The organism is Winkia neuii subsp. neuii DSM 8576, from assembly GCF_000420405.1.
Lineage (GTDB): Bacteria > Actinomycetota > Actinomycetes > Actinomycetales > Actinomycetaceae > Winkia > Winkia neuii.
Genome location: NZ_ATUW01000001.1, coordinates 243033 through 267479, shown reverse-complemented (window position 1 = coordinate 267479; position 24447 = coordinate 243033). Strand labels below are relative to the sequence as shown.

The following is a 24447-nucleotide window of genomic DNA, read 5'->3' as shown; positions in this document are numbered from 1 at the left end:
CTATTACTTAGGGCAGTAATAAGGTCGTTTTAGAACAAAATGCGAGCCGGAATGGAAAATATTATAAGTGTGAAATAAATGCTTTATCAGGCGCGCAGATTGCTTATAGCGAGCTTGTGGTAACTCTGCCGGGTGGTGTGAGCGCGCGGGGGTTCCCCTAGGGGGCCGCCGCCCGGTTGTGCTTTGGGTGCTACGGATGCGAGGCCGCTAGCTCCGGTCAGTTTGCGGGGTTTATATCGATAAAAGCAATCTCGGGGCGGCACCAAAACCGCAGTGGCGCTGTTTTCGAGGTGCCAAGCCCCTTGGACACGAACAGCTTGGCGGTGCGCCCGCCCGCGCACCAGTCGTGCAGGCCGGACGCATACTCCAGGGGAATGTCGGAATTATTTACTAAAGCGCCAACAAACGGCACGCGCACTTGGCCGCCGTGGGTGTGCCCGCAAATAATCAGATCGGCCCCAGCCTCGGTGAAGGCGTCTAACACCCGCCGATAGGGGGCGTGGGATACCCCTATGCGCAGGTCTGCCTGCTCCCAGCCGGCGGGCGGGGAAGGAACCCGGTCCCGGTCAATGTGCGGGTCGTCAACTCCCATAATCGAAACGTTGGCAACAGGGGCAGGATCGCCCTCGGCAGGCAAAGCCCGCACCTGTAAATCTACGGCCCTGTTGCGCACATCCTGCCAGGCGCCCTCAAAAAACTCGGCGAGTGCGGCGTGCGGCAAATCCGGGACTTCGGGGCGCTCGTCGGCAGAAGAAGTACCAAAGAAATACCGGAACGGATTCTTAAAGTGGGGCCCAAAATAGTCGTTAGAACCAAACGTGAACACCCCGGGCCGCCTTAGCAGCGGAGCAAACGCCTGCTTGGCCATGTCGAGGGCGCCCGGATCCGAAAAATTGTCGCCGGTATTTACGCACAACGAAAACGGCACATCTGCCGCGGAGGCGATGAAGTCCACCTCCCACCGCTGGGAAGGCCACAAATGAGCGTCGGCAACCTGCAAAATGCGCAGGCGGGCAGTGCCAGGCCTGCCCGGAACGCTAACCGCCGTGACCTTGGGGAAGCGTCGCTCCACGCTGCCCCAAACCAGACCAGCCAGGCCAACGAGCGCGCCGGCACCTAAAACCTTAGCCGCGCGGATCAACGTTCCTCAATAATGGTGGTCTCGGTGACCGTGGTAGACGGCTCCTCGCTGGGCTTCGGGGCTGGCTCGGGCTCTTCCGGCTCAGGTTGCTGCCTGGGCTCTTGCCGCTGTGGTTGCTGGGCGGGTGCCTGCCTGCGCGGTTCGGCCCTGCGGGAGTTAGAGCCTATGTCAGAATAGTCGAAACCGCGCGCCGCAATCCCCTCGTGGGCCGCCCGCATGTAGGCCTGCCAAGTGTTGGCCGGCAGGGTAGAACCGTACATGATGTCGAAGTAGCGGCCCCCAACGACTACGTCGGCCAAAGGAGCAATGCCCTGGGCGTGGCCCACCCACACCGAAGTGGAAATGTCAGGGGTGGAACCCACAATCCAAGCATCCGACGGGCCGGTAGTAGTACCCGTCTTAGCAATAGCCGGACGCCCAATAGAGGCATAGCCCAAGGAACTGTACGAGTTGTAGGTACGCTCCAAGGTCCAAGTAGTTTGCTCGGCTGGGCCCTTGTCCATAGCCTTCTTGCAAGACTTTTGCGGCACCTTCAGCTTCTTGCCGGAAGCGTCGGTAACGGCGCTGATCGCCAGCGGTTTGCAGTATTCGCCCTTGTTTACAAAAGTAGCGAACGCGTTAGCCATATTGAGCGGAGGCACCGACCCCGAACCCAAAATATCGGAGGGGCGGAAGGTGGGATTTGACCCATCCCCAGGAACGGCATGCACGCGCTTGGCCACATCCTTGATCTTGCAAAGGTCCAGGCGCGAAGCCATGCCCGCGTAGGTGGTGTTTAGCGAGCGCTGCGTACCTTGCAACACGGTGGTTGCTCTAGGCGAGAAGTTCTCGTTGTTGTGAACCTGCCAGGCGTCGGGAGCCGCGTCGCAATCGCCTATGTTCCAGTCCGAGGCCGAATAGTTTGTGCGCCCGCCAACTACCGCGTAGGGGGAATAGCCGGCTTCGAACCAGGCGGCCAAAGTGATGGGCTTGAACGACGACCCGGTCTGGTAGCCCGCGCCGCCGCCGTGATCCTCGTCGGCTGCGAAAACCTGCTCGGTAGCCGAAGGATCCTTGTCGGTGTTAGAACCAAAGTTCGTGTTCTGGGCCATCGCCAAAATCTCGCCTGTACCCGGGCGAACAGAAGTGATAGCAATACGAGCGTCGGAAGGATCGTTGATTGGGATCGCAGTGGTGGCTGCTTTGGCCGCCGCATCTTGCATGCGCTTATCCAAAGTAGTGCGAATCCGCAAGCCGCCGCGCATGAGCAGATTGCGCCGCTCGGCAATGTCTTTTCCGAAAGCCTCGTTCTGGTAGATCTCGTGAACTACGTAGGCGCAGAAGTGGGCGGCATCCCCGGCAGCGCCACAACCTTGCGGGGTGTTGGACGGCTTCAACATGTCCTGCACCTTTTGGGCCTTGGCCTCCTGGTACTGCTCGTTAGTGATTGCCTTTGTTTCGAGCATCGTGAACAACACCTGGTTGCGCCTATCCTGGGCCTTTTGCGGGTGCTGGAGCGGGTTGAACCCAATCGGATTTTGCGTAATGCCGGCCAGCAACGCGGCCTCGCCAATAGACAGTTCTTTGCCGGGCTTCGAGAAGTAGTGATGGGCGGCCGCCTCAGTGCCGTAGACGTTGGGCCCGAAAGGCGCAATGTTCAAATAACCTTCCAAGATCTTCTTCTTGGACATCTTCTTTTCGAGAGTGATCGCGTACTTGGCCTCGCGCAGCTTGCGCGAAACCGAATGTTCCTCGGCCTTCGCCCTAGCCAGCGGATCGTTCTTCTGCAGTGCGGTTTCTATCAACGTGTTCTTCACGTACTGCTGGGTGAGGGTGGAAGCGCCCTCGGTGTCGCCCCCAAGGAAGTTGTTGACAAGTGCGCGCGACATGCCCATAACGTCGATGCCGCCGTGATCAAAAAAGCGCCTATCTTCGATTGCCACCGCGGCCTTCTGGATCCACGGAGACATCTTCTCGAGTGGCACCACAATGCGATCTTCGGCGTAAAAACGCGCCAACTCGGTGCCGTCGGAAGCCTCAATAATCGACTGCTGCGACGGGGGCAGGGCCTCGAATTCGCCCGGCATCTTAGAAAACGCCTGGGTGCCCTGCGTGGTAGCCATACCCGCCATACCAATTGCAGGAATAGAAAGGCCTGCTAAAAAGATTGCGCAAAGGCCAACCATGGCAGCCATAGACACCAGCAGGTGGCGGTACTGCTTCGTAGAAACAGGACGCGCCCCGGTCACCAGCGCATCAAACCTAGAAGACCCAGAAGATTTCGACATGCCTTTAGCCTAAACAATCTGGCAGATAAATGATAAGAGACTTACCCACAATGGGGACATTGTTACTAGCTCGTTAGCTACGAGCCAAACCAAAAAGTGCGTTCCCGCATGGACAAAAATAAGAAATGTAGGTACCGTCACACTTAGGCAACGAAGCCAAAACAACGAAGGGTCTAAGCTGCAATGAATTTGAACGGAGATCAAACCTGGGCCGCAAAAGCCCTGTGCGCACAAGACGAACCAGACGCACTGTTCGTCCAAGGAGCCGCCCAACGCCAGGTTAGAACCCGTTGTTACAGCTGCGAAGTGCGCCTGCAATGCCTAGCCGACGCCCTCCAATCCGAAGCTAACTTTGGGGTGTGGGGCGGGCTCACTGAACGCGAACGGCGGGCGATGCTCCGGCAAATGCCCAACATTACCGACTGGGCGGACTGGCTGGAAAACTCGCCCTCGCCATTAGCTGAAGAAATTCGCAGCCCCCACATCCCCAGGGTCCTCGCCCGAGTGCGCAAATAAACACTCTTGCAGGTGGGGGGCGCCCTCTGCGGCTCTCCCGCAAAAAATGGGCCCAACAATCTAGGCCGCACCCGATAGGATTAGGGCATGACTAAATGGGAATACGCAACCATTCCGTTGCTAACACACGCCACAAAGCAGATACTTGACCAGTGGGGCGCCGACGGGTGGGAACTCGTCGCCGTCATCCCCGGACCAACCGGTTCGGACAATCTAGTCGCATATTTGAAGAGGCCAGTTGAATGAGTGAAGCACTCTCTGCACGTCTGAAAGAACAAGGTATCGAACTGCCCAAGGTGGTTCCCCCTGTTGCCGCCTACACCCCAGCTCGCCAAATCGGCGAAGGCAAAATTCGCACTTCCGGGCAGTTGCCCATGCGCGACGGCCAGCTAGTCGCTACCGGCCACGTAGGCCAGGGCGAAGTATCTTTGGAAGATGCTCAGGACGCCGCCCGTGCCTGCGCCCTGAACGCGCTTGCCGCCGCTGTTGCAATCGCCGGCAGTGAAGATGCGATTACCGGCGTCGAGGCCGTAACCGCCTTCGTTTCTTCCAAGCCCGATTTCACCGAGCAGGCTCAGGTAGCTAACGGCGCCTCGCTGTTCTTCGGTGAGCTCTTCGACGAACCCCACGTGCGTTCCGCCGTTGGGGTTGCGGCTTTGCCGCTCGGCGCTCCCGTCGAGGTCGAGGTCGTCTTTACCACCAAGTAGCACTGCAGCACTGCGCATTTCGCGCAGCGCAACCAGTACGTAAAATTCCCCGTCGCCATTGCAGGTGGCGGGGAATTTTTGTGTAGCCGCTTTAGGCGCGGGTCCGGGCCTGTTAGCAAGCTTGCTTGTTAGTAAACTTTGGCGGTAGAAAGCGGCCTCGCCCTCGCGCTAGGTGCACCGGGGGTGCGCGAGGGCGAGGCCTGCAGGCAAAACAAGAGCCCGAGCACGAGGCTCGGGCTCTTGCACAGAATTAAACTAGCGGGCGCGGCGAACCAAACGCTCAAGGTCAAGCAGCATTACCGCACGGCCCTCCAAACGAATCCACCCGCGGGAGCCGAACTCCGCCAGCGACTTGTTCACAGTTTCGCGCGAAGCCCCAACCAACTGAGCCAGCTCTTCCTGGGTAAGATCGTGGGGAACGTGCACGCCCTCGTCGGTACGCGAACCGAAACGCTCAGCCAAATCAACCAGCGCCTTAGCAACGCGGCCGGGCACGTCAGAAAAGACCATGTCGGCCAACGCCTCGTTAGTGCGGCGCAAACGGCCAGCCAGATCGCGCAGCATCAGCTTGGCCATCTGCGGATGCGAATCGATGAACGCCATCAAATCGGTGTGTGCCAGCGACAGCAACCGAGTAGAAGAAATAGCGGTGGCAGTTCCAGAACGAGTGCCACGGTCGAACAAGGTGAGCTCACCCAAAATTTCGCCTGGGCCAAGAATCGCCAACAAGTTCTCGCGGCCATCGGAAGTAGTGTGCCCCAGCTTCACCTTGCCCTCGGTGACAATGTAGAGCCGGTCTGCGTCGTCGTTTTCCTCGAAGAGCACCTCGCCACGGCGAAGCGTAACTTCAGACATCTTCTGGTAAAGCTCGCCAAGCGTGGCCTCGTCGAGCCCTTCGAATAGCGGTACCTGACGGATAATATTTGCGTCCACGTTTCCTCCTCGCGCCGGGACTAGCGGCATGGTGGTATGTATAGCTTAGTTTAATCATTCCCAGGAGCGTTTTATATCACAACGGGCAGTGTTGTGTGAAAAGAGGTAAATGTGCTTGCCGATGCATCCTTGCACAGCCGAGCTGTACAAATAGCGCGCACGCTAGCCCGCGCCTACCCACAGGCCAAATGCTCCCTAAATTATACGAACGCCTACGAACTGTTAGTGGCTACTGTCCTAAGCGCTCAAACCACCGATGCGCGGGTGAATCAGATCAGCCCACGACTGTTTTCCACCTGGCCCACCCCGGCCGCCCTCGCGAAAGCTGAACTAGCCCAGGTGCAAGAAGTGGTACGGCCGCTGGGAATGTATCGGCGAAGGGCCACCGCCCTAATAGGGCTGGCAGAAAAACTAGTAGAAGACTTTGGCGGGCAGGTGCCCCCAACCCGCGAACAGCTCGTCTCGCTACCCGGCGTGGGACGGAAAACCGCAAACGTAGTGTTAGGAAATTGGTTCGGAAAATCAGAAATCACCGTCGACACCCACGTGGGCCGCATAACCCGACGGCTCGGCTGGACGGACCAAAAAGATCCACTAAAGGTCGAGGCCGACCTGCGGGCTCTACTGCCACACGCTGACTGGACGATGCTGTGCCACAGACTCATCTTCCACGGCCGCGAAGTATGTACGGCACGCAACCCCAAATGCGCTATTTGCCCAATTGCGGGCCGGTGCCCTTCGGCCAACCCAATTCCTGCAAATAAGTAAGGAGGGCGCCATTTACCTGCTCGGGGGCCTCTTCCGTTAAAAAGTGGCCGGCGCCCTCGACCGCAATCTGCGCGAGCGGGCGAGTCACGTAGTGGGAATCGCGCGCAAAAGCCTGCCCCGGCATAATCGGGTCGACCTTTCCCTGCAGGGATAAAACAGGCACGGACACAGGCTGCTTAGCCACCTCGCGGACCGGCGCCGAAAGCTTGCGCGCCCTCCGCAAATAACTGAGCGCAGCAGTGGCAGCAAACGGATTCTGCAAGGCCCGAGCGTACCTGGGGGCGCACTGTTCCATAAGCCGCCTGCTCTGCGGCCCACACCAGGAACGTAGCAGCGCAGGCACCAGCGAACCGCGCAAAATTGCCCGCTCGGGCAACCACGGCAGCTGAAAAAACAAGTACTGGGCGGCGCCCCCGGAAAGCATGCGCCCGCGCAGCGAACGCACGGCCAGCGGGTGTGGGGCAGCCAAAGTGGCAATCGCCTGCACCTGCGTTGGCGCCACCGCGGGAGCAACCCACGCAATAGCGCCCCCGATGCCCTCGCCAACAATTACCGCGTTGGAAATGCCTAAAGACGTAAGCACTCCCGTGCAGTCTTTGGCCAACGTAACTAAGTCGTAGCCGGAAGGCTGCCGATCCGAGCCCCCAAAACCGCGCAAATCCATGGCCACGGCCGAATACCCGGCGGCGGAAAGCGCTTCGAGCTGACTGCGCATAGCCCACCAGTACTGCGGGAACCCGTGCAACAGCAACACGGCCGCCGAGCCTTGCAAACCAGCCGTAACCACGTGGAAACGCGCCCCATTCGCATCGACGTTGAGGTGCTGCCAAGGGCCCTCGGGGCGAATCAGCTCAGCGGGGACGGATTGTTCAGCTTTCACTTGGCGCGGGAAGCCCTTTTCCTATTCTCGAGGGCGTCCTCGACCTTTTCGCGGGTACGGGTATCTTCGCGGCCCTTGCGGCGGGCACCGTGGGCTACAAAACCAACGGCCAACAGTACTGCTCCAGCTAGCGCCAGGGTGCCATTGGCAGACAGCAAAGCAAAGGTGGATACGAAGCGGGCCGCCAGGGAACCATCCGCAAGGTTGCGCACAATGTTGTCGCTCCACAGTGAAACCAGAGGCGAAATCACAATTCCGGCAACACCAGCGGCAAAGAGCAACGCCCCTGCCACAAACGAACCGAGAGAGGACCAGCGGGCAAGCAGCACGGCCAAAAATGCGCCCGCGGTGCCGAGTGCCACCAGTAAGATGCGCCCTACTGCGGTGCCAAGGGCAAAGTATTGGGCGCCCTCGACAGGAGCTACCCCGGCCACGAACAGGGCGAGGGCGGCCGGCACCAGCAAGATCGTCCCAACTAGCACCCCGAAGTGTGCCCACCCGCGGGACTTAGTGGATGGGCGCACGGTTGCGCCCTCAAATAGGTCCTCTTCGGCGGTGTCAGCCTGCCCCTGGCCTGCCTGAGGGTCGCGCTTTGCCCAGGTGGGCTCGCCCTCGACGGGCGGAGTGGTCTGGGTGGGGGCTAGTAAAGATTGGCGGCGAATCAGAGTGGATTCAGCCTCGGCCTCGGGGTCGCGGGGGCCGTCGGAGCTGAACCGCTCGGACAGGGGAGTGCGCTTTGTAGTGTCAGTGATTGGGGTAGAGGGGGCAAAGGAGGGAGCCGCTTCTGCCGGCTGGGGCCCTTCCGGCTGGGCTGCTTCGGCCGGCTGGGGTGCTTCCAAGTTATGCGCTTCGGCCGGCTGGTGTACAGGGGCAAACGCTCTGGCAGAAGAAGGCGAGCCTTCGGCCTCGGTTTCGCTTTGGGTCTGGGCAGGCCCAGAGGCTTCAGGTTCGGCCGCGGCGAGGGGGGTAGAAGCTGCAGTTTCTGCTGCGGGGGACGAGGCGGTGGAGGCTGGCGCCTCCTTTAGTGTTTGCGGACCCTGTTGGGGAGCGGCCTCGACTGTGGCCTGCTGCTGATCTGCCTGTTCGCCCCCGGCGGGTGGCTCCTGTTCGGCGGGCGGCTCCGGGGGTTGTTCGCTTTGGCTTGCGGATGAAGATGAGTCGGTCTGGGCAGAATCGGCTCCCGAATCAGCCGTGGTGGCACTGTCTTTGGGCTGGGCCGCCGACACGAAATTGTAGGGCGTGGATCCTGCGCGGTCGGGGATAGTTGGACCCTGGTTGGTGGGCTCGACGGGTTCGCCCACAATAGCTGCGGTCTTTTGGGCGCCCTGCACGGGCATCGTGCCAGTTTGGGGCGCAGCATCGTCAGCGATCCGCCAGATGCGGCGGCCTGCAATATCTTTGGGGTCGGCGTTGTCACTCATGGAGCCTCCTACGTACACAGTTGCTTCCACGATAGCCGAGCGGAAGGGGTGGGGTATTTTCCCGCGCGGGACAGTCTAAATTTCCATATCCCGCAGATAGGTTTCAAGGTCCAAACCGCGTTTTTGCGCTTCCTTCGAACACGAGCGCACCCGCGCCCAATGTGCGGCGTGAACAGTGGCTACAGCTGCAGCACCAATCGCCGAAAGGGGAACGGCCGTAAGTCCGAGGGCGGTTGCAGTGGGAAAGTTGGGGCCAATCCCATATCCGGTTACGACTTGTAAAAACGATACCCCGCAGGCGGGCAGCGCAATAAGGAAGGTGGCACACAGCAGGGGCCCGAACGAAGAATACATGCCGGCAAACGTAAGTAGGAGGGCGAACAACACCACCCCCAGCAGCGTGATTAGCTCGCAGGCCCCGTTCAGGCGCAAAAACAGGTGTGTGGGCCCGCCGGTCACGTCCACCCCGTGGGCTCGAATGAGCAGCATCACCCACAGCCCTACTGAGGCGGTGGCTGCCAAGTAAAAGGAACGTATGGAGTCGCGCCCCCGCGAAGTAGGTAGGGGGGCCCGGAATGTTTGGTCGGAAGCAACAATGCGCAACAATTCCTCGTCTGGGCGGTCCGCCGCCCTCCTGCGAGTGATTTCGCAGGCTAATGCCGACCCAAACAGCACCCCGGCTAAGGCTGGTAGAAAGGCTGCCCACCAGGTGGGGAGCAGTATGGAAATGCCCGGAAAATCCAGTCTAAAGGCGGGGCTTACCAGCGCCCCGATGCACGCGATAGCGCCGCCTAAAGTGAGCCCTAACTGGGAGCGAGTAGTTGTGAAAGAAGCGCAGGCTAGCAGTGCGCAAACCCCAATCACTATCCACACTAGGGCCAGCGGTTGGGCGAAGGGCTTGCCAACTGCCGCGGTGGCGAGTTGCTGCCCGGCCCCAACCGTGAGGAGGATGGTCCCGAGTGGGCCCAGTACGGCGCACAGTATGTTCAAGGCGCGCTCAGGCCTGGCTTCGGGGAACTTTTCGGGCATGGTCCCATACTACCCGTGGCATTGCTGTAGAAAAGACTCAATTGTGCCGTCTAGTATTTGGCTATGCAATCCCAAAATCCCGGTTCTCAGATCGGCGCAGCGGTGAAGGTGCTGGCAACGCCTGAGCCGGTTCGCCAGGCGTGCGCGCGGGCCGATGCGGCCGTTGCGAAGTTGCGTTTCCACGAAGGCTTGCGCCACAGGTGGCCTCAGGCTCGCACCGAAGCGGCCGTGCGTGAGGCGTCAGCCTCAGCTCTTTGTGAGGGCGCGCGAATCGACATTTCCGAATTGCGCCAGGCTGCGGCGGACGGTTCTTTAGCTGGCCGTGTCGAGGACGCCTCCTGGGCGATTGGGGTGGGGGCGTTGGCGGCGCAGCTGCACTTGGTCGAGGTTATGGCGCCTTTGAACGTGAGGGGAAGGCGAGGGCGGCGAGCCCCCGTGAACTTTCCGGCTCTGCTAGCTGGGTTGCACCGCGACGCCTGCGTGGGTCTGTTGCAGCTGGGGTTGATAAAGCCGGACCAGGTGGGTTTGCCCCTTGCCGGGGCCGGGCAGGAAAAGGTGGAGCGGGCCAGGGTCTTGGCGGCTGCTGCTGGGCCGGCGTGGGTGCGGGCGGCGCTGGTCCACGCCGAGCTGAGCGACGCGTTCGCAGGCCCGTCCGGGGTAGTGGCCCGTGCGGGAGCAAGATGGGTGATGGTGAACGGAGGGGCAGAACCCACAGGCGTCGCCCTCGTGTCCGAACGCTGCGGGCGGGACGGATTAGGGTACCGGGCTAAGCTGCGGGCGTACCGCCGCGCTAGCCCAGACGGGGTTGGGGCCTGGATAGCGTGGATCGTTGAGGCTGCTGCCCAGGGCGCAGAGCGTGGAGCCGACTTGGCGCTAGAAGTGCTAGGGCAGAAGTTGGCTAAATAGCCCTAAACCCTAGGGCCTAAACCCATGTGTCCACAGGCTGGGCAAAGTCGCTTATCCACAGCCGCCGCGTTTTTGGTGAGCGCGCCAGGTGGAAAATCGCCACCATTGGGCCATGGAAACGAATCGGGTGGCAGTGTGTGGGCGCGGCAGCAAACAGGCCCGCTTTGCGGCGACGCTAGTGCAGTTGCTGGGAATCGAATGTGAGCCCACCTCGCACGGGCAAGAGTGCGCGAGGGCGGCGGTAGTAATAGACACGCAGGGGTTGCACGTTGGCGAGCGCGGGGTACTTCCCGTTGGCGTAGGTGGGCTGCGTTTGCCGGGGGACGAGGCCGAATTCTTGCGTGCCGTGGACCGGCTTTTGCACCCTGAGGCGGCGGCGTTGCTCGGGGTCTTCGGCAAGGCTGGCGGGGTGGGCGCTTCCACCATGGTGATGGCCATAGCTAGGGTGGCGGCGCGCAAAAGGCCGGTGGCGATCTTAGATTGTGCCGATCCGCCTAGCCTATTTGGGCGTCTGGCAGGTGGGCAGGAGGCAGGTTGCGGCGGCAGCGAAACAAGCTACCGCGAGGGGCAAAGTTACCGGGAAGGCTGCGAGGGGCGTGAGGGCCGCGAGGGGTATTGTGGCAGTGAGCTAGCGGAACTTGCCGGGTGCAGGCAGTGGCGCAATATTACGGTCGCTAAATCCGCCCCTGACAGGCTGGGACACGCCCTCGCCCTGGCAAGAAAGATTGGCCCGGGCGGGCTGGTAGTAGTCGATGCGGGGCGGGCTGGTTCGCGCGGGAGCGCCAAACTTCGCGCGCTTTGCGCCCGGGCGATTGTGGTGGGGTGCGGCCGTTTCCACCGGGTGCGTGGGGGCGAAAAGTTTTGGCCCGGGCCGCTGCTAACTCTGCGTATAAGGGCCCTTATTAGGGGGTGCTGTGGAAAATAGGTTGCTCAGAGCGCTCGCGGCCGGGGGCATGGCGTTGCCACAAGCGGTTGCCTCTGCTACCGAGGATGCCCCCACCCCTGCCGAATTGTTGGCGCGCTACCGGCGAGCACAGGCCGAAAGTAGCGGTCTCACCGCAGAACTGGCCCAGGTGCTAGCGCAGCAGGACGTAACCGACGTGCTTATAAATGGTCCCGCACAGGTGTGGGTGGATCGGGGGCGGGGGCTGGTCCGTTTGCCGCTGCGGCTGGGGGATTCGGCCCAGCTGCGCGAATTGGCCATGCGCATGGCGGCCGCGTGTGGGCAGCGCCTTGACGAGGCGGCCCCTATCTTGGATGGGGTGTTGCCCTCCGGCACCCGTGTGAACGCATTGCTACCCCCGCTTGCCAGCGAGGTTACGATTTCATTGCGCACTTTCCGGGCGCGAGCATTTTCGCTGGACGAGCTCGTCTCCTCTGGTACGGTTGCCCCCGACCTGGCGCCCTTCCTAGAGCGGGCCGTGGCCGCTAAGGTGTCGGGGCTAATCAGTGGGGGTACGGGCACTGGCAAAACCACTTTGCTGACCACCTTGCTGGGGCTGGTGGCCCCCACCGAGCGCATTGTATGTATAGAAGAGGTTGGCGAATTGCGTCCGGCACACCCACATGTGGTTCACCTTGCCGAACGAAAAGCAAATGTCGAGGGCGCGGGCGGGGTAAGCCTGGCGCAGCTGCTGCGGGCCAGTTTGCGCATGCGGCCAGACCGTCTTGTGGTGGGCGAATGCCGTGGGGCCGAAGTGCGCGAAATGATGTCGGCTCTGAATACGGGGCACGAGGGCGGCTGGGCCACCCTGCATGCAAACGGGGTGCGCGAGGTGCCCGCTCGGCTATTGGCTTTGGGCGCTACAGCCGGCATGAGCGAGCCGGCGGTGGCAGCGCAGGCCGCAGCCGCATTTGCGCTGATAGTCCACCTGTGCCGCCGCGAGGGGAAGCGGTGGGTGAGCGAAATTGGCGTTCCCCAATACGAGGGCGGAAAACTGCAGGTGCGCCGAGCCCTCTACGTGCCGCATCCGGGCGGGCCGGTCTGCCAAGAGGGGCCGCTGCCATGGCAGTAGGTAGCCTGTACCGGAAACTAAAGGAACGTTTCTTTGCTCCCACCCCAGATTTAGCGGCCGTGGCCGACGAACTGGCTGCCCGCCTAGCTGCAGGTCAGGGCCCTGCTAGGGCTTGGGCGGGGGTGGGGGCTAAAGTATCCTCTCCCCAAGGTGTTCGGTGGGGGCACGCTGGGGGCAGCGCCCTGCTAAAGAAATTAATTGGGCGTGGACCAGGCTCCCAGCCGGCAGAAAAACCAGGGCCTTTGCCGCCTGCCCTGCAGATAATAAAAGAGGTATCTGAACAGGTGGGGATCCCCTTAGTTAGCCTCTTGGAGCGGCTAGGCCAATCGCTGCGCCAAGACCAGGCCGCAGCGGCAGAACGCCGCATCTCGCTAGCGGGCCCGCGCAGCTCCGCCCGCCTGCTCGCCGCCCTCCCTTTGCTGGGCATGGTCCTGGGGTGGGCAATCGGCGCCCCACCCTGGGTGGTGCTATTCGGGTCCAAAGCCGGCCTAGTACTAGCTGCAGCCGGCGCCTTCTTTGAAGCGGCAGGGCTCTACTGGATTCACAAGCTATTAGACAAAGCCCACCAGAGCGAACTGCACTACGCAGCCGGGCTGTCAGTGCCGCTGTGGTGCGACCTAGCTAGTGCCTGCATAAAGGTAGGCACCTCGGTGCCGGCGGCGCTAATGGCCCTCGGGAAAGCGGGCAAAGTAGACGACTTGCAGCTGGCTGGCCGGATGCTAGTGCTGGGTGCTCCCATGGAACAGGTGCGGGCGGAATGCTCCCCAAAGTGGCGGCTGCTTTGGGATGCTCTGGAACCCAGCTGGAACGAAGGGCTCTCGCCCGTGCGCCTGCTAGCTAGGGCCGGCCAAAGCGCTCGCCTGCAGGCCGCCCGCAAAGCCCGCGAGGGGGCAGCCGTACTCGCCGTGCGTCTAGTGATGCCGCTGGCGCTGTGCCTACTGCCCGCATTCATCTGCACCGGGGTGCTCCCAATAGTGCTCTCACAAGCCAAAACGCTACTTTCGTAGGTATCCACAACGCCCTCAAAAGCACTTATCCACAGCGAAGAGAAAATAGCGCAAAAGCAAAAAACAAAACTGAAAAAGTAAAACCGTGCTCGGGTGAGCACCCAACCCAGAACAAAGGAGTAGAAATGGGGAACTTAGCAAGGTGGGCTCTAGCCCTCAGGAACAAGGCCTACCAGATAGGCACAGACCTGGCCTTTCCCGCTCAAAAAGAAGAGGGAATGACAACGGCTGAATACGCGATCGGCACTATTGCTGCCGCCGGTTTCGCCGGGCTGCTAATAGCAGTGCTCAAATCAGGGGCAATCAAATCCGCCCTCACCGCCATCATCAAACAGGCACTGTCCATATGAGATCCGGCAACGTCAGGGTGGGCGAACAAGGAATGGTGAGCGCAGAACTCGCCCTGGCGTTGCCCACCGTAGTCGTTACCGCCCTAGTAGTTTTAGCCTTCGGCTCCGCCGGCGCCAGTGGGGTGCAGGCCTGCAACTTAGCCAGAGCTGCTGCTAGAGCCCAGGCCATAGGTCAGGCCCTTCCGCATGCCGGCGGCATGGAACTCAGCGTACAGGCGGGGGCAAATTCGGTACGGGCAACCGCTGTAAAACAGCTGCCCGGTCCCCTCAAAGCTATGGGGGTGATCGCCAAATGCAGCGCCGAAGCGCCCCGCGAACCCACCCTGTAACTGGTGAAACTGGCTCGGGAACCGTGCTTGCGCTAGCCCTAGTTGGCATAGTAGTTCTAGCATTGTCGCTGGTAGGGGGCGTAACTGTGGCGGCAGTAGCCAAAACTAAAGCCCAAAATGCAGCCGACTTTGCGGCGCTCGCGGCAGCCGGGGCAGCCCTACAGGGGCAAGACGGGTGTGCCGCAGCGGCAGACTTTGCCGAGCGGGGCCGCACTCGCCTTGTTGCCTGCAAACTTACTAGCAGTGGGCCTTTCCAGGATGCGATCGTCACGTGCGCCCTGGGGGTGCGCCTGGCGGGCGTTCGGCTAGAGGATAAAGCCAGTGCTAGAGCGGGCCCTACTGATCCTGGCGAGGGCGGAAACTAGCAAAGTGAGCACGCTAATGGCCCCCTGCTTGTGCAATGGGTCGTTGTTGTTGCCGCATTTGGGTGACACGATGCAGCGCGGGCAGCCGGTTTCGCATTCGCAACTGCTTACGCGTTCCAGGGTGGCTTCCAGCCAATTCTGGGCCGTTTCGAAGGCATGCGCAGCAAAACCGGCTCCGCCCCTTTGCGCGTCGTATACAAAAACGGTGGGTTTGCCAGATTGCTCGTGACTCACTGTAGACAGGCCGCCCAAATCCCACCGGTCGCAGTTGGCTAAAAGCGGCAAAATGCCGATGGAGGCATGCTCCGCCCCGTGCAGAGCACCTCCCAAAATTTCGGGGTCCAGCGCCAGCTCACGCATGCCCTGGGCGCTCAACTGCCACCACACCGCTTGGGTGGGCAAAATTCGTTCGGGCAACGAGAGGGGGTTTTCTGAAATAAACTTTAGTCCCGGCAGCCGCAAGAGGTCATAGCTAATTACCTGCGAGCCCACCTCCACCTCGCCTACAAAGAAATTCACCAGGCCATCCGGGTCGGTAAGCCCGGAGCGCTCACGCAGAATCCTCACTCGGGTCTGCTCCCAAGGGCGCGTGCGCAACTTGGCCGGGCCGGGCTCCACTAAAGCCGCGTCCTCGTCCCGGCCCACTATCCGGTACACCCGGCCCTGGTGAACGTAAATGGCCCCCGGGTGGGCCACCGAATCGGCTCGGGATTCATCCACGTCTCCAACCACGGCGCCGGTGTTCGCGTCGATCAGCTGCAAGGGCTTGCCGCCCCCGCGTATGTCCACCAGATCCCACGGGCGCTCCGGGCGGGTAACATTCCACACCCAGGCGCCTTCGCGCTTATGCAATAACCCCATGGCACACAGTTGGTCCAAAAGCTGATGGGTAATGCCCAGTTCTGCAATGTCTGCGACCGTCAGAGGGGCCTCGGCGGCTGCACAAGAAACGTGCGGGCCAACTACGTAAGGGTTGAGCGTGGGAAAGATAGATTCTTCCACGCCGGCAAAAATCTGTTCAGGGTGGTCACAAAAGTACTGGTCTAAGGGGTTTTCGGCGGCTATTAGGATGCCTACGCCATCGTGTCCGGCCCGGCCAGCCCGCCCTAGCTGCTGGTGTAAAGATGCCCGCGTGCCAGGCCAGCCCGTAGTGATCGTGGCATCGAGCCCAGACACGTCAATCCCCAACTCTAAGGCCGAGGTGGTAGCCAGCGCCCGCATTTTCTTACTGCGCAGCGCCGCCTCCAACTCCCGCCGCTCCTCGGGCAAATATCCTCCCCTGTAGGCGGCCACCGCCCGCATCAGGGCAGGGTCCCTAGTAGAAAGATAGTCAGCGGCCACCGCCGCCACAGTTTCTGCCGCCCCGCGCGAGCGCACAAAAGTCAAAGTCTGCTCGCCCAACTGCGCCAGCTCTGCCGTCAGTTCGCCAGCCTCAACAACAGTGGACCGGCGCGGGTAGGCCTCCGGGTCTTCCCCCTCCTCGCCCTTTACCTGCTTAGGGCGCCAAACTAAGAACGCCTTGCGCCCTGAAGGGGAATCGTCCTCGATAATAGCGCGCACGCGCTCGGGAGGAATCCCCAGAAAGTTTGCTGCCGCCTGGGCCGGGTCGGCCATGGTCGCAGACAAAAACACTACTGTAGGGTCAGCCCCGTAGCGGCGCGCCAGCCGAAGCAGGCGGCGCACCGTCCACGCCACGTGTGCCCCGGTAAGCCCCCGGTAGGAGTGCAACTCGTCTACAACTACTAGCGACAGGGAACGCAATACTCTTCGCCACCGCTGAGCCGAAGGGAGCAGTACGTGGTGCACGTAATCCGGGTTGGTCGCAACAATGTCGGCATGTTCGCGAGTCCACGCCTTCACGTCCGCCTCCGTGTCCCCATCGGCCGCCCCCACGCGAATCGGCAGGGGGCCCGCAGGAGCCGATATCAGTTGCCGCAACCCGGCCACCTGATCGGCGGCAAGAGCCTTCGTAGGGGTCATGTAGATGGCGCAGGGGCGGGAATGGAACTGCGATATTTTCGAGGTCGAAGCGCCCTCGGCGGCAATTACCCGGGCCAAATGCGGTAACCACACGGACAAAGATTTGCCAGAACCGGTGCCCGTAGCAACCACGGTAGCGTGGCCGGCGCGAATAGATTCAGCAGCCTTTATCTGGTGTAGCCACGGCTGGCCCACTCCGGTTGCCGCATAGGCATTCACCAACTGTTTGGGCACCCACTTGGGCCAGGGGGCCAACACTTCCTGTTTTGGAGGGTGCCAGAAAGCAGCTAGCAGCCGCCCGTCGATTTTACCCAGGCTGGCCAGGCGTTCTAGCAGCTTGCCATGGGTGGGAAAATCCTTCGCCCCCTCGCGTACGGCCTCGCAAACGGTAGAGCCTTTCTGTGGCTCAAAGCGCACCCAATCAGACATACAAAACACCCTACGCTAAAACTAAAAATCCAGAACTAGCGCTAGCCTTAATCCGTGGTCAAAAAGAACTCCTCGACGCCTGCGCGCCAGGGCGCCCTCGTAAGGCGGTCCCACCAGCGCCGCTTTATTGGAGTGCTACTTTGTGCCCTGCTGGTGGCGGCCATGTGGTGGTTCTTTGTGGGCACCCGCCTAGGCCAGCTGGTAGATGGAATCGCAATGGAAACTGCCAAACAAAAGGTTCACCACCTGGGCGGATATGACAAGACGGTGCTGGGAACCGTATCGGTTCCGTCGATTGCAATCGTGATGACCTTGGCCGCAGCTGTGGCTCTTTTTCGGCGCCGTTACCACCTGGGTATGCGCGCTGTGGCCGTGGTTGCCGGCAGTGTCCTTTCTGTGCAGGGGCTAAAACATTACTTGCTGTACCGCCCTTCGCTTGGGATCACTAACCTGCTGGGCAACTCGTTTCCGTCGGGCCACACTGCCGCTGCCGCTGCCGCTAGCGTCGCCCTCGTGATGGTGGTGCCTCATCGGTGGCGTTCGCCCCTGGCGTGGGCGGGGGCGTTGTTCACGGCGGTGATGGGGCTGTCGACGCTGGTAAACGGCTGGCATCATGGATCTGACGTGTTGGCCGCCATCTTAGTTGTGGGGGCTTGGGCGTTGGCTCTTTCGCCCCTCGAGACCGGGCGGCGCACTTCGGGTGCGGGCGTGCAGTGGGGGAGTTTGCTAGCCTGGTCGCTTTTTGGGGTTGGGGCTGCCATTTTTGGTGTAGCCACTTTGGCGGTTGTGCTCTCGCAGGCCTACCGCGGCGGAGTGGGGACGGCGCTGCTGATAAATCATTTCGCCGAGGGCGGATCGCTGGTAGCGGGCGGGCTGGCTGTTGGCATGGCGGTTTTCGTTTGTGGCATATCCTTTTTGGTTATGGAAGAGGTCGACCGGCTGGCCTCTAAGTGAGCTTCGCCTTTGAGCTGACCAAAGTTAAGGGACGATTTGGGGGTGTGCCCAAAATGGGTATGTGTGCTGCCAGCAAAAATAGCCCGCACGTAAAATAGTGGTAGGTATACACAAGAAGGAATTGCGATGGCACGAAGCGGCGCAGAAGAACTGCGGGGGGAAAAGAAAAATCATAATAGCCTCCTAATTTTTGGGGCGCTCTGGCGTGACGACCTGGGCAAGGTTGCCGTAAGAGCCCTGCAGGGCATGATCATCGTTACTGCAATATGGCTGGTGAGTAAGATTTTGATCCAGCTGAAGCTGGTCACATTGCCCCTGCTAATCGCCCTCATTATTGCGTCGGCCATGCACCCGATTATTCGTTTTTTGCGGCGTTACATGAATCGGGTGTGGGCGGCTGTGATCACTCTGGTGGGGTCTATTGCGATCTTGTCGGGGGCGATTTCGTTTATCGTTACCACAGTCGTAAATGAAATGAGCGGGCTTACTAGCAAAGCTCAGCAGGGGTTTTCTGAACTGGTTGACATACTGTCGAGCTGGGGGATTCCGCTCGCCCACACGCACATTTCGCAGTATGCGGATTCGCTGTGGAAGCTGGCGCAAACCTCGTCGGCGCGGGCCAGCGCACTGGAAGGGGTCACTATTGTCACCTCGATTATGACGGGTGCGCTGCTAATGATCGTGTTCTTGTTCTTCTTCCTGCTGGACGGGGATAACATGTGGGATTTCCTGGTGAGCTTTTTGCCGCAGCGCGCGCGGGTGCGGGTGAATGCCGCCGGTGAGGCTTCCATGCACGTGCTTGGCCGCTACATTCGCGGGACCGTGTTGATTGCGGCGTTCGCCGCCTGCGCCGATCTGGTGGCGATGCTGGTGATGCGGGTGCCGCTGGCGTTCCCACTGGCAGCCATGATCTTCTTGGGGGCGTTCGTGCCTATTGTAGGGGCTCTAACTACCGGGTTGGCGGCGGCGCTGGTTGCGTTGGTTGCCGGGGGGCCGGCTGCCTCCCTGGTGTTGGTTTGCGTGGTGATCGTGGTAAACCAGATCGAACACTACGTGTTGCAACCTAAGGTGATGGGTTCTTCGTTGAGCTTGCACGGGATCATCATCATTATTGCCCTGGGGATTGGTGCCCAGCAGGGCGGGGTGGCCGGGGCTTTGCTGGCGGTGCCTATCACGGCGGCCGTATGGTCGTCTTTCAAGGTTTTCCGCGATATGGCGGGCGGGGACAACGCTGCAGCGGCGGGCGAAATAGTTGATGGGGTAAGCTCTGAAGTCGATTTGAACGAGGGCGCCACTTCCGCTGGGTCGAGCGCCGTGCGCCTGGCGGCGAACGATCCTGACAGCGGCAAGGCCGGCAGTTAGTAGACCTTCTTCCTGTTGGGCTGGCGGAGTTCCCTAGCCGTTGTCTATTACTTTGAGGGCGGGCAGTTCTGCCAGCAGATCCTGCGCTGTTAGCGAGACGGTCACTAACGACTGGATCAGATCAACAATGTAAGATGGCTTGTTTACCTCGCGGCAATAGTCGTTTGGATCGTTCACAATGCCGGAGGCTTTATGGGTAGTTACCCGGTAACGATCCAGCACCCATTCTAAGGGTGAGCGGCCCCCAATCTTCCATTCATCGGCCTTTTCGGGAATGCCCGAAATTGTCAGGTAGTCGTTGAAAATGATGGCGTCGTGCTTGCTGCGCTTCTGCCACCTGGGCTTTTCCACCCTATATTTGGCCCACGGATCTTCGGGCGTATGAAGCGACCAGTCAAGATGTAGGCCATATTTTTCGGCCTGCTCGTAATTTAGGTGTAGGTCTGCAAGATCCCGGCCGATCTGAGAGTATTCCCAGAAGCCTTCCACCTTCGGAATGCGCGGAAGCATCTTTTTCAAATCAGCGCCATAGTTTTCCCTATACTGCGGGTGCGAAAGCAGGGCGTAGACGTAGTAAAAAATGTCCTCTTTGCCAATGGTTTCGTCTGCGTAAGCTGTTCGGTAGGCGTTAAGAGTCGCGTCTGTGATGTTATCCCTGCGCGTGTACCCATCAACCTCAACTGAATCATTGTCTGCTACTGCTTCAAGGTTGAAACCGCCATCCTCAGATTCTTTCTTCTCCCAGGTGTACAGCGAGAAAATCTGACATGTTGCTAGGGAACTCAAATCTGGCAGCAATTGGGTAATGAAGCATCCCCAATCACGTCTGTAATCTGTAGATATAAGAATGCCTATATTCGCGTGTTTAGGAGTGGGGAACAGCTGCGGTAGCTGGTATACACGCTCATTCATACTACGATCGAAGTACACTGGTTGCTTGCAGAAAGGCCTATAAATTGCTGGCCTGATGTTTTCGCCTGCAAACGTGTGTTTTATTCCTCTCTCGAAATCTTTGTTTAGATTTCCACCCCAGGAGACGAATGAGCCATCACGATTTACTTCGGAGAACGGAACTCCCGAATCAACAGATTTATTGTAATTATCGATCATTCGGCTCATGTTTGAAGCTACTTGTTCTGTCGAGAAGTTGTAGCACCAGGCGTCACGGGTGGTAGCTAAACCTCTGGAGTAATTTCTGAATAGGCCTGGGGTGTTGGGCTTGCCTTTGGTTTTCTTGTCGCCTATTGGCTGGTAAGTTCCGTATTTCTCGTCGCGCTGGTTGATCCAATCGCCGTGAGTGTTTGGTTCGATTAGTGTAAAGCCGCCAGCTGGGTCCTGTTCGTGAACACTGATTGAGGCGAATTTTTCTATTTGCTGCAGTTTTTCTTCCTGGCTTAGGTAATCATCTACCTCGGCATAGTGGATAGTGGCGGGCCCGGTATTTGCCTTGTTCTTGATGAAAATGCTGATAGCAATACCTGCGCGCGATCCGCTCCCGAAGATTTTCCCGCCTTCGCGTCTGGATTGTTCACCCTGGGTTCGCTGGTTGCCTTTTAGGTTGAAGATGTAGATCTGGTCGAACTCGTCTTGCAGGGTTAGGCGTACGCCCTCGGCACTATTGCCATCCACGAATGAGCTGTTGGAAACCATGCCGATCACGCCCGCATCGCCGATGCGGTCAGTGGCCCAACGCAGGGCGCGGTAGTAGGAGTCGTAAAGACTGTTCTTGTTAGTGCCCGTAGAGAGCTTCACGTAAGTGTTTTCGATGCGCCTATCCAAGGTGGGGTATTTCAGGTTCTGGTTGTTATCATTCGCACTCTTCTGGCCCGCAGAATAAGGCGGGTTCATCACAACCACGCGAATGTCCTGTTCTTTTTGCCGTTTTACGCGCTCGGAGTTTTCGGCAAGGTCCCCAAAACGGGCAAGCTGATCCTCGCCCTCATTAATCTGGAAAGTGTCAGTGAGCGCAATACCCTCAAATTCGGTGTACCTGTCCGCCTGGCCTTGTTCCTTGCGTATCTGCCGGTAGACCGACTCAATGTTGATGGAGGCAATGTAGTAGGAGAGTAGGACGATCTCGTTAGCGAAGATCTCGTGTTTGTACTTGTACTCCAGATCCTCGGGTTTGATTAGGCCAGACAGCAGCAGCTGGCTTATAAACGTGCCAGTGCCAAGGAAGGGTTCGATTATAGAAACTCCGCGATCGCCAAGATGCTTACCAAAAGCTGCGTAAAGGGCGTCGTCGGCTGAATGAAGAATGTAATCTACGACCTCGATAGGGGTGAAGACAATCCCCAGGCGGTCCGCCATAGTGGGGAAAGCCTTCGAAAAGAAGCGGTCGTATAAGGTGACCATGATCCGCTGTTTGCCCGCAATATTATCAATGTCCTCAATGCGGGAAACCATGGTTTTGTAGAAGGATTCGAGCGGTTCACGCTCCTTCTCGAAAACCTTGTCTGTTGCCAGCGCATCGAGCATCTTCTGCATGGCGCGGGAAACCGGGTTTTGTTCGGTGAAGGTTTGATCTGGGAACATGGCGTCGAACAGCGGCTTAGTAATGATGTGCTGAGCCAACATCTCGACAGCTTCCGCATTCGAAATCTGCGGATTCAACGTGGAACGCAAAGCCGAAGTGAATTCTCCGAATAGGTCTTTGTGCTGCTGGTTTTCCAGCAAGTTCTCGATCAGATTGATGTAGCGGGCGGCAATGTCGGCAATGTCTTTAGACCAGTCATCCCAGTACAGGCGAGTGCCAACCTTCTTTACGATCTTGGAATAAACTGCATCTTTCCACTCTTCTACAGGGAAAGTGAAAGCGGCTTGCTGCGGCCTCGGCTCGCGCTCGCCCTTTTGAGGGGGAGTCTCCATCTGCCCAATGTCCTGGCTCTGCGCGGGCCTGGGAAGGTTCACCATGTCAACGATAATGTTTTCGGGGCTGGAAGTATTGAACTCGATCTTGTTGATCGTATTGTCAAAGCGTTCGTCGTGAGCGCGGATAGCCTGCAAAACCTGCCAGGTGGCCTTAAACCGTTGGTTATCAGCTAACGCCTCTTCGGGGCTCATCCCCGCTGGGATGGCCACTGGAAGAACAATGTAGCCGAATTCCTTACCCTCCGCCTTCCGCATGACGCGCCCTACCGCCTGAATTACATCAACCTGACTACGGCGCGGATTCAAGAAAAATACTGCATCCAAGGTAGGCACATCGACGCCCTCAGAAAGGCACCGGGCATTAGTTAAGACGCGGCATACCGGAGAGTCTTTAGAACTTTCGCCCTCTTTCAACCAATCCAACTTTTCGCCGCGCTCGATCGCATTCATGGTGCCATCTACGTGCTGACACTGCACGCCAAGGTTGTCAGTAGTATCTGTGTTGTCTAGATCCTGCAGGTGGATCCGCACCAAATCCGCAAAATCATGAGCTATCCGCTTGGATGTCTTGATATCTTTAGCAAAAGCAACAGCGCGACGCATAGGAGCAGTGTCCTGACCATAAGACACATCAATTTCGCCTGAGCGACGCTTGGCCATGGCGTTCCAGCAGCCCACAAGCTTGGCCATGTCGGTTAGGGGAAGTTCGCCCTCGTCATTAGCAACGCTCTGGTATATCCGCGAAACCTGATCTTCAGAGATAGCCAGAACAACTACCTTATAGTCGGTCAGCAGCCCTTCCCCCACAGCTTGGCCGAAGCTGAGACGGTGGAAGATAGGCCCATAGATCGTCTGGTCATCCATGGAGGCAAGCACCGCATCTTTCTCGGTAGCTTTTTGACGAGTGTTTTCGTTGAAAATACGTGGGGTCGCCGTCATATACAGGCGCCGATCGGAGCGCACATTGTTATTGGAATGAATCTTTACGAAATGCGATTCATTATCCCCAGCTAACGTGACCCCTGTAGTCCGGTGGGCCTCGTCGCAGATGATCAGGTCAAAATCATCCATGCCCGCCTTCTGCGCGGCCGTAACCACATCAATGGACTGGTAGGTAGCGAACACAACGTGTAACCCGTCCTCGGTGGAAGCGGCAGCAGCCGACTTGGCAAGGTCTGCCCCATTAGTAGTCGGGGGGATCTTCAGGTCTACTGCAGCGATATCAGTTAGATCATCGGTCTTCCGCCTATTGACCTTAGTGTCAGAGCAAACAGCCCACGAGTGCAGCATTTCTGAGCACTCAGCAGACCATTCTGAAAGAGTCTGGGTCATTAGAGCCAGAGAAGGAACCATGAACAAAACCTTGGCAGTGCCGCCATTGAGTTCCACCAAATGTTCGGCGATCTTCAAAGAGGTGAAAGTCTTACCTGTACCACACGCCATGACTAGTGTTCCCCGGTCGTGGGTCTCAAAGCCCTTGAACACGTCAGCGAGCGCGCGAGCTTGGTGGTTACGAAGCGTCTTTTGGGGCAGTACGGCCACCCCTGCTGATGGATCCGACTTCTGGAAGGTAGACCAGTCGATATTAGACGTGCGGAAATCAGTAAGTCCCACCCTGGTTACAGGGATCTGCTGACCCTCAATGGCAGATTCTGCGTTCGCAGACCATGTTTCCCCTGTTGTTTCCACGTAGATGCGACGTGAGAAAGGTGCCTTGCCAGATTCGGACAGGAACGAATCAAGGTCAGATTTTTGAATATGGTAACCGGGCGCGTAAAACTTGCACTGGACAGCAGCCAGTGAACCATCCCGCCCCTGGGCTACCAGGTCGATGCCGCAATCAGGACGCCCGGCTCGATCTGGCCAATCTTTCCACAGCCAAACCTCGCAGAACTGACGCTTCATCTGTGCGTCGTTTAGAAGATACTGGCGAGTCAGTTGCTCCAAGTAGTTGCCCTTTAGCCGTTCTGAATCCGACAATGCCCTGTACGAGTCAAGCAAGGCATCAAACGCGGCCAAATCAGCAACAGTCTTCACGGCACAACCACCCAGATAGAACAAATATTCGCGTCCAAGTCTATCGAAGATGAACAGCACCCCGGCACAGGGTTCAGCAATTATCGAAACTAGGCGCGGCCGGCGCCGGCAGTGCTGGCCGGGCTGCTAGTTGCCTTTAGGTTTGGCCTGTTTTGCCAGAACAACTAGCTGTACGAATGC

Annotated in this window: 21 protein-coding genes; 13 read left to right on the top strand and 8 right to left on the bottom strand. The window is 59.2% G+C overall.

What is annotated here, in order from left to right:
- Nucleotides 1-217: 217 nt before the first annotated feature.
- Entirely contained in the window at nucleotides 218-1141 is a 924-nt protein-coding gene (locus G437_RS0101200; RefSeq protein WP_024330780.1) for a metallophosphoesterase, read from the bottom strand.
- On the bottom strand, nucleotides 1138-3408 hold the full coding sequence (locus G437_RS0101195; RefSeq protein WP_024330779.1) for a transglycosylase domain-containing protein: 2271 nt from the start codon (nucleotides 3406-3408) through the stop codon (nucleotides 1138-1140). Before G437_RS0101195 ends, G437_RS0101200 begins: the two co-directional genes overlap by 4 nt.
- A gap of 183 nt (nucleotides 3409-3591) precedes the next feature.
- On the opposite strand from G437_RS0101195, the gene G437_RS0101190 reads away from it, so the two are divergent.
- From G437_RS0101190 to G437_RS0101180, 3 genes are all read left to right on the top strand, one after another.
- The gene (locus G437_RS0101190) at nucleotides 3592-3924 is read left to right on the top strand and encodes a WhiB family transcriptional regulator (protein ID WP_024330778.1); all 333 of its coding nucleotides are present in this window, start codon (nucleotides 3592-3594) and stop codon (nucleotides 3922-3924) included.
- A gap of 87 nt (nucleotides 3925-4011) precedes the next feature.
- Nucleotides 4012-4170, top strand: a complete 159-nt coding sequence (sp36, locus tag G437_RS11290) for a Sp36 family protein (protein WP_004807936.1) — start codon at nucleotides 4012-4014, stop codon at nucleotides 4168-4170.
- Nucleotides 4167-4631, top strand: coding sequence for a RidA family protein (locus G437_RS0101180; protein WP_024330777.1), 465 nt, complete (start codon nucleotides 4167-4169; stop codon nucleotides 4629-4631). Before sp36 ends, G437_RS0101180 begins: the two co-directional genes overlap by 4 nt.
- Nucleotides 4632-4886: 255 nt before the next feature.
- Here G437_RS0101180 and G437_RS0101175 read toward each other — a convergent pair whose 3' ends face one another.
- A complete protein-coding gene (locus G437_RS0101175; RefSeq protein ID WP_024330776.1) occupies nucleotides 4887-5564 on the bottom strand; it encodes a Crp/Fnr family transcriptional regulator in 678 nt (225 codons plus the stop codon).
- Nucleotides 5565-5675: 111 nt separating this feature from the next.
- On the opposite strand from G437_RS0101175, the gene nth reads away from it, so the two are divergent.
- A complete protein-coding gene (gene nth / locus G437_RS0101170; protein ID WP_024330775.1) occupies nucleotides 5676-6332 on the top strand; it encodes an endonuclease III in 657 nt (218 codons plus the stop codon).
- Here nth and G437_RS0101165 read toward each other — a convergent pair.
- From G437_RS0101165 to G437_RS0101155, 3 genes are all read right to left on the bottom strand, one after another.
- Nucleotides 6274-7212 (bottom strand): alpha/beta fold hydrolase, encoded by a 939-nt coding sequence (locus tag G437_RS0101165; protein WP_024330774.1) that lies wholly within the window; start codon nucleotides 7210-7212, stop codon nucleotides 6274-6276. The two genes, nth and G437_RS0101165, sit on opposite strands and share 59 nt — an antisense overlap.
- On the bottom strand, nucleotides 7209-8633 hold the full coding sequence (locus G437_RS0101160; protein WP_024330773.1) for a hypothetical protein: 1425 nt from the start codon (nucleotides 8631-8633) through the stop codon (nucleotides 7209-7211). The genes G437_RS0101165 and G437_RS0101160 overlap by 4 nt, the downstream gene beginning before the upstream one ends.
- A gap of 75 nt (nucleotides 8634-8708) precedes the next feature.
- Nucleotides 8709-9662: a hypothetical protein gene (locus tag G437_RS0101155; RefSeq protein ID WP_024330772.1), complete on the bottom strand. Its 954-nt coding sequence runs from the start codon at nucleotides 9660-9662 to the stop codon at nucleotides 8709-8711.
- A gap of 63 nt (nucleotides 9663-9725) precedes the next feature.
- Between G437_RS0101155 and G437_RS0101150 the strand changes: the two genes are divergently transcribed.
- The 7 genes from G437_RS0101150 (at nucleotide 9726) to G437_RS11105 (ending at nucleotide 14634) form a co-directional block, all read left to right on the top strand.
- A complete protein-coding gene (locus G437_RS0101150) occupies nucleotides 9726-10568 on the top strand; it encodes a Fic family protein (RefSeq protein WP_024330771.1) in 843 nt (280 codons plus the stop codon).
- 112 nt (nucleotides 10569-10680) lie between these two features.
- Complete coding sequence (locus tag G437_RS0101145; protein WP_070622360.1) at nucleotides 10681-11493, top strand: CpaE/TadZ family protein; 813 nt, start codon at nucleotides 10681-10683, stop codon at nucleotides 11491-11493.
- A complete protein-coding gene (locus G437_RS0101140) occupies nucleotides 11483-12583 on the top strand; it encodes a TadA family conjugal transfer-associated ATPase (protein ID WP_024330769.1) in 1101 nt (366 codons plus the stop codon). The genes G437_RS0101145 and G437_RS0101140 overlap by 11 nt, the downstream gene beginning before the upstream one ends.
- Nucleotides 12574-13590, top strand: a complete 1017-nt coding sequence (locus tag G437_RS0101135; RefSeq protein ID WP_024330768.1) for a hypothetical protein — start codon at nucleotides 12574-12576, stop codon at nucleotides 13588-13590. The genes G437_RS0101140 and G437_RS0101135 overlap by 10 nt, the downstream gene beginning before the upstream one ends.
- Before the next feature lie 125 nt (nucleotides 13591-13715).
- On the top strand, nucleotides 13716-13940 hold the full coding sequence (locus G437_RS0101130; protein WP_024330767.1) for a DUF4244 domain-containing protein: 225 nt from the start codon (nucleotides 13716-13718) through the stop codon (nucleotides 13938-13940).
- Nucleotides 13937-14269: a hypothetical protein gene (locus G437_RS0101125; protein ID WP_024330766.1), complete on the top strand. Its 333-nt coding sequence runs from the start codon at nucleotides 13937-13939 to the stop codon at nucleotides 14267-14269. Before G437_RS0101130 ends, G437_RS0101125 begins: the two co-directional genes overlap by 4 nt.
- On the top strand, nucleotides 14233-14634 hold the full coding sequence (locus tag G437_RS11105; protein ID WP_070614025.1) for an Rv3654c family TadE-like protein: 402 nt from the start codon (nucleotides 14233-14235) through the stop codon (nucleotides 14632-14634). Before G437_RS0101125 ends, G437_RS11105 begins: the two co-directional genes overlap by 37 nt.
- Here the strand turns inward: G437_RS11105 and G437_RS0101120 are convergent.
- Nucleotides 14575-17043 carry a DEAD/DEAH box helicase gene (locus G437_RS0101120; protein WP_024330765.1) on the bottom strand — a complete coding sequence of 823 codons (2469 nt, stop codon included), beginning with the start codon at nucleotides 17041-17043 and terminating at the stop codon, nucleotides 14575-14577. The two genes, G437_RS11105 and G437_RS0101120, sit on opposite strands and share 60 nt — an antisense overlap.
- A gap of 54 nt (nucleotides 17044-17097) precedes the next feature.
- Here G437_RS0101120 and G437_RS10405 point away from each other — a divergent pair, with 54 nt between their 5' ends.
- Together G437_RS10405 and G437_RS0101110 are read left to right on the top strand one after the other, a co-directional pair.
- Nucleotides 17098-17997, top strand: a complete 900-nt coding sequence (locus G437_RS10405) for a phosphatase PAP2 family protein (RefSeq protein ID WP_051141849.1) — start codon at nucleotides 17098-17100, stop codon at nucleotides 17995-17997.
- A 126-nt stretch (nucleotides 17998-18123) separates the two neighbouring features.
- Nucleotides 18124-19359 (top strand): AI-2E family transporter, encoded by a 1236-nt coding sequence (locus tag G437_RS0101110; protein WP_024330763.1) that lies wholly within the window; start codon nucleotides 18124-18126, stop codon nucleotides 19357-19359.
- A 33-nt stretch (nucleotides 19360-19392) separates the two neighbouring features.
- On the opposite strand, the gene G437_RS0101105 is transcribed toward G437_RS0101110, so the two are convergent.
- Nucleotides 19393-24267, bottom strand: coding sequence for a DEAD/DEAH box helicase (locus tag G437_RS0101105; protein WP_244263213.1), 4875 nt, complete (start codon nucleotides 24265-24267; stop codon nucleotides 19393-19395).
- Between the last annotated feature and the right edge of the window lie 180 nt (nucleotides 24268-24447).

Excerpts from the sequence above, each read along its gene's own strand:
- G437_RS0101190 (WP_024330778.1), top strand. The coding sequence starts at position 3,592 with ATGAATTTGAACGGAGATCAAACCTGGGCCGCAAAAGCCCTGTGCGCA.
- G437_RS0101145 (WP_070622360.1), top strand. The coding sequence starts at position 10,681 with ATGGAAACGAATCGGGTGGCAGTGTGTGGGCGCGGCAGCAAACAGGCC.
- G437_RS11105 (WP_070614025.1), top strand. The coding sequence starts at position 14,233 with ATGCAGCGCCGAAGCGCCCCGCGAACCCACCCTGTAACTGGTGAAACT.
- G437_RS0101155 (WP_024330772.1), bottom strand. The coding sequence starts at position 9,662 with ATGCCCGAAAAGTTCCCCGAAGCCAGGCCTGAGCGCGCCTTGAACATA.
- G437_RS0101135 (WP_024330768.1), top strand. The coding sequence starts at position 12,574 with ATGGCAGTAGGTAGCCTGTACCGGAAACTAAAGGAACGTTTCTTTGCT.
- G437_RS0101125 (WP_024330766.1), top strand. The coding sequence starts at position 13,937 with ATGAGATCCGGCAACGTCAGGGTGGGCGAACAAGGAATGGTGAGCGCA.
- G437_RS0101180 (WP_024330777.1), top strand. The coding sequence starts at position 4,167 with ATGAGTGAAGCACTCTCTGCACGTCTGAAAGAACAAGGTATCGAACTG.
- G437_RS0101130 (WP_024330767.1), top strand. The coding sequence starts at position 13,716 with ATGGGGAACTTAGCAAGGTGGGCTCTAGCCCTCAGGAACAAGGCCTAC.
- G437_RS0101120 (WP_024330765.1), bottom strand. The coding sequence starts at position 17,043 with ATGTCTGATTGGGTGCGCTTTGAGCCACAGAAAGGCTCTACCGTTTGC.
- G437_RS0101160 (WP_024330773.1), bottom strand. The coding sequence starts at position 8,633 with ATGAGTGACAACGCCGACCCCAAAGATATTGCAGGCCGCCGCATCTGG.
- sp36 (WP_004807936.1), top strand. The coding sequence starts at position 4,012 with ATGACTAAATGGGAATACGCAACCATTCCGTTGCTAACACACGCCACA.
- G437_RS0101150 (WP_024330771.1), top strand. The coding sequence starts at position 9,726 with ATGCAATCCCAAAATCCCGGTTCTCAGATCGGCGCAGCGGTGAAGGTG.
- G437_RS0101195 (WP_024330779.1), bottom strand. The coding sequence starts at position 3,408 with ATGTCGAAATCTTCTGGGTCTTCTAGGTTTGATGCGCTGGTGACCGGG.
- G437_RS0101110 (WP_024330763.1), top strand. The coding sequence starts at position 18,124 with ATGGCACGAAGCGGCGCAGAAGAACTGCGGGGGGAAAAGAAAAATCAT.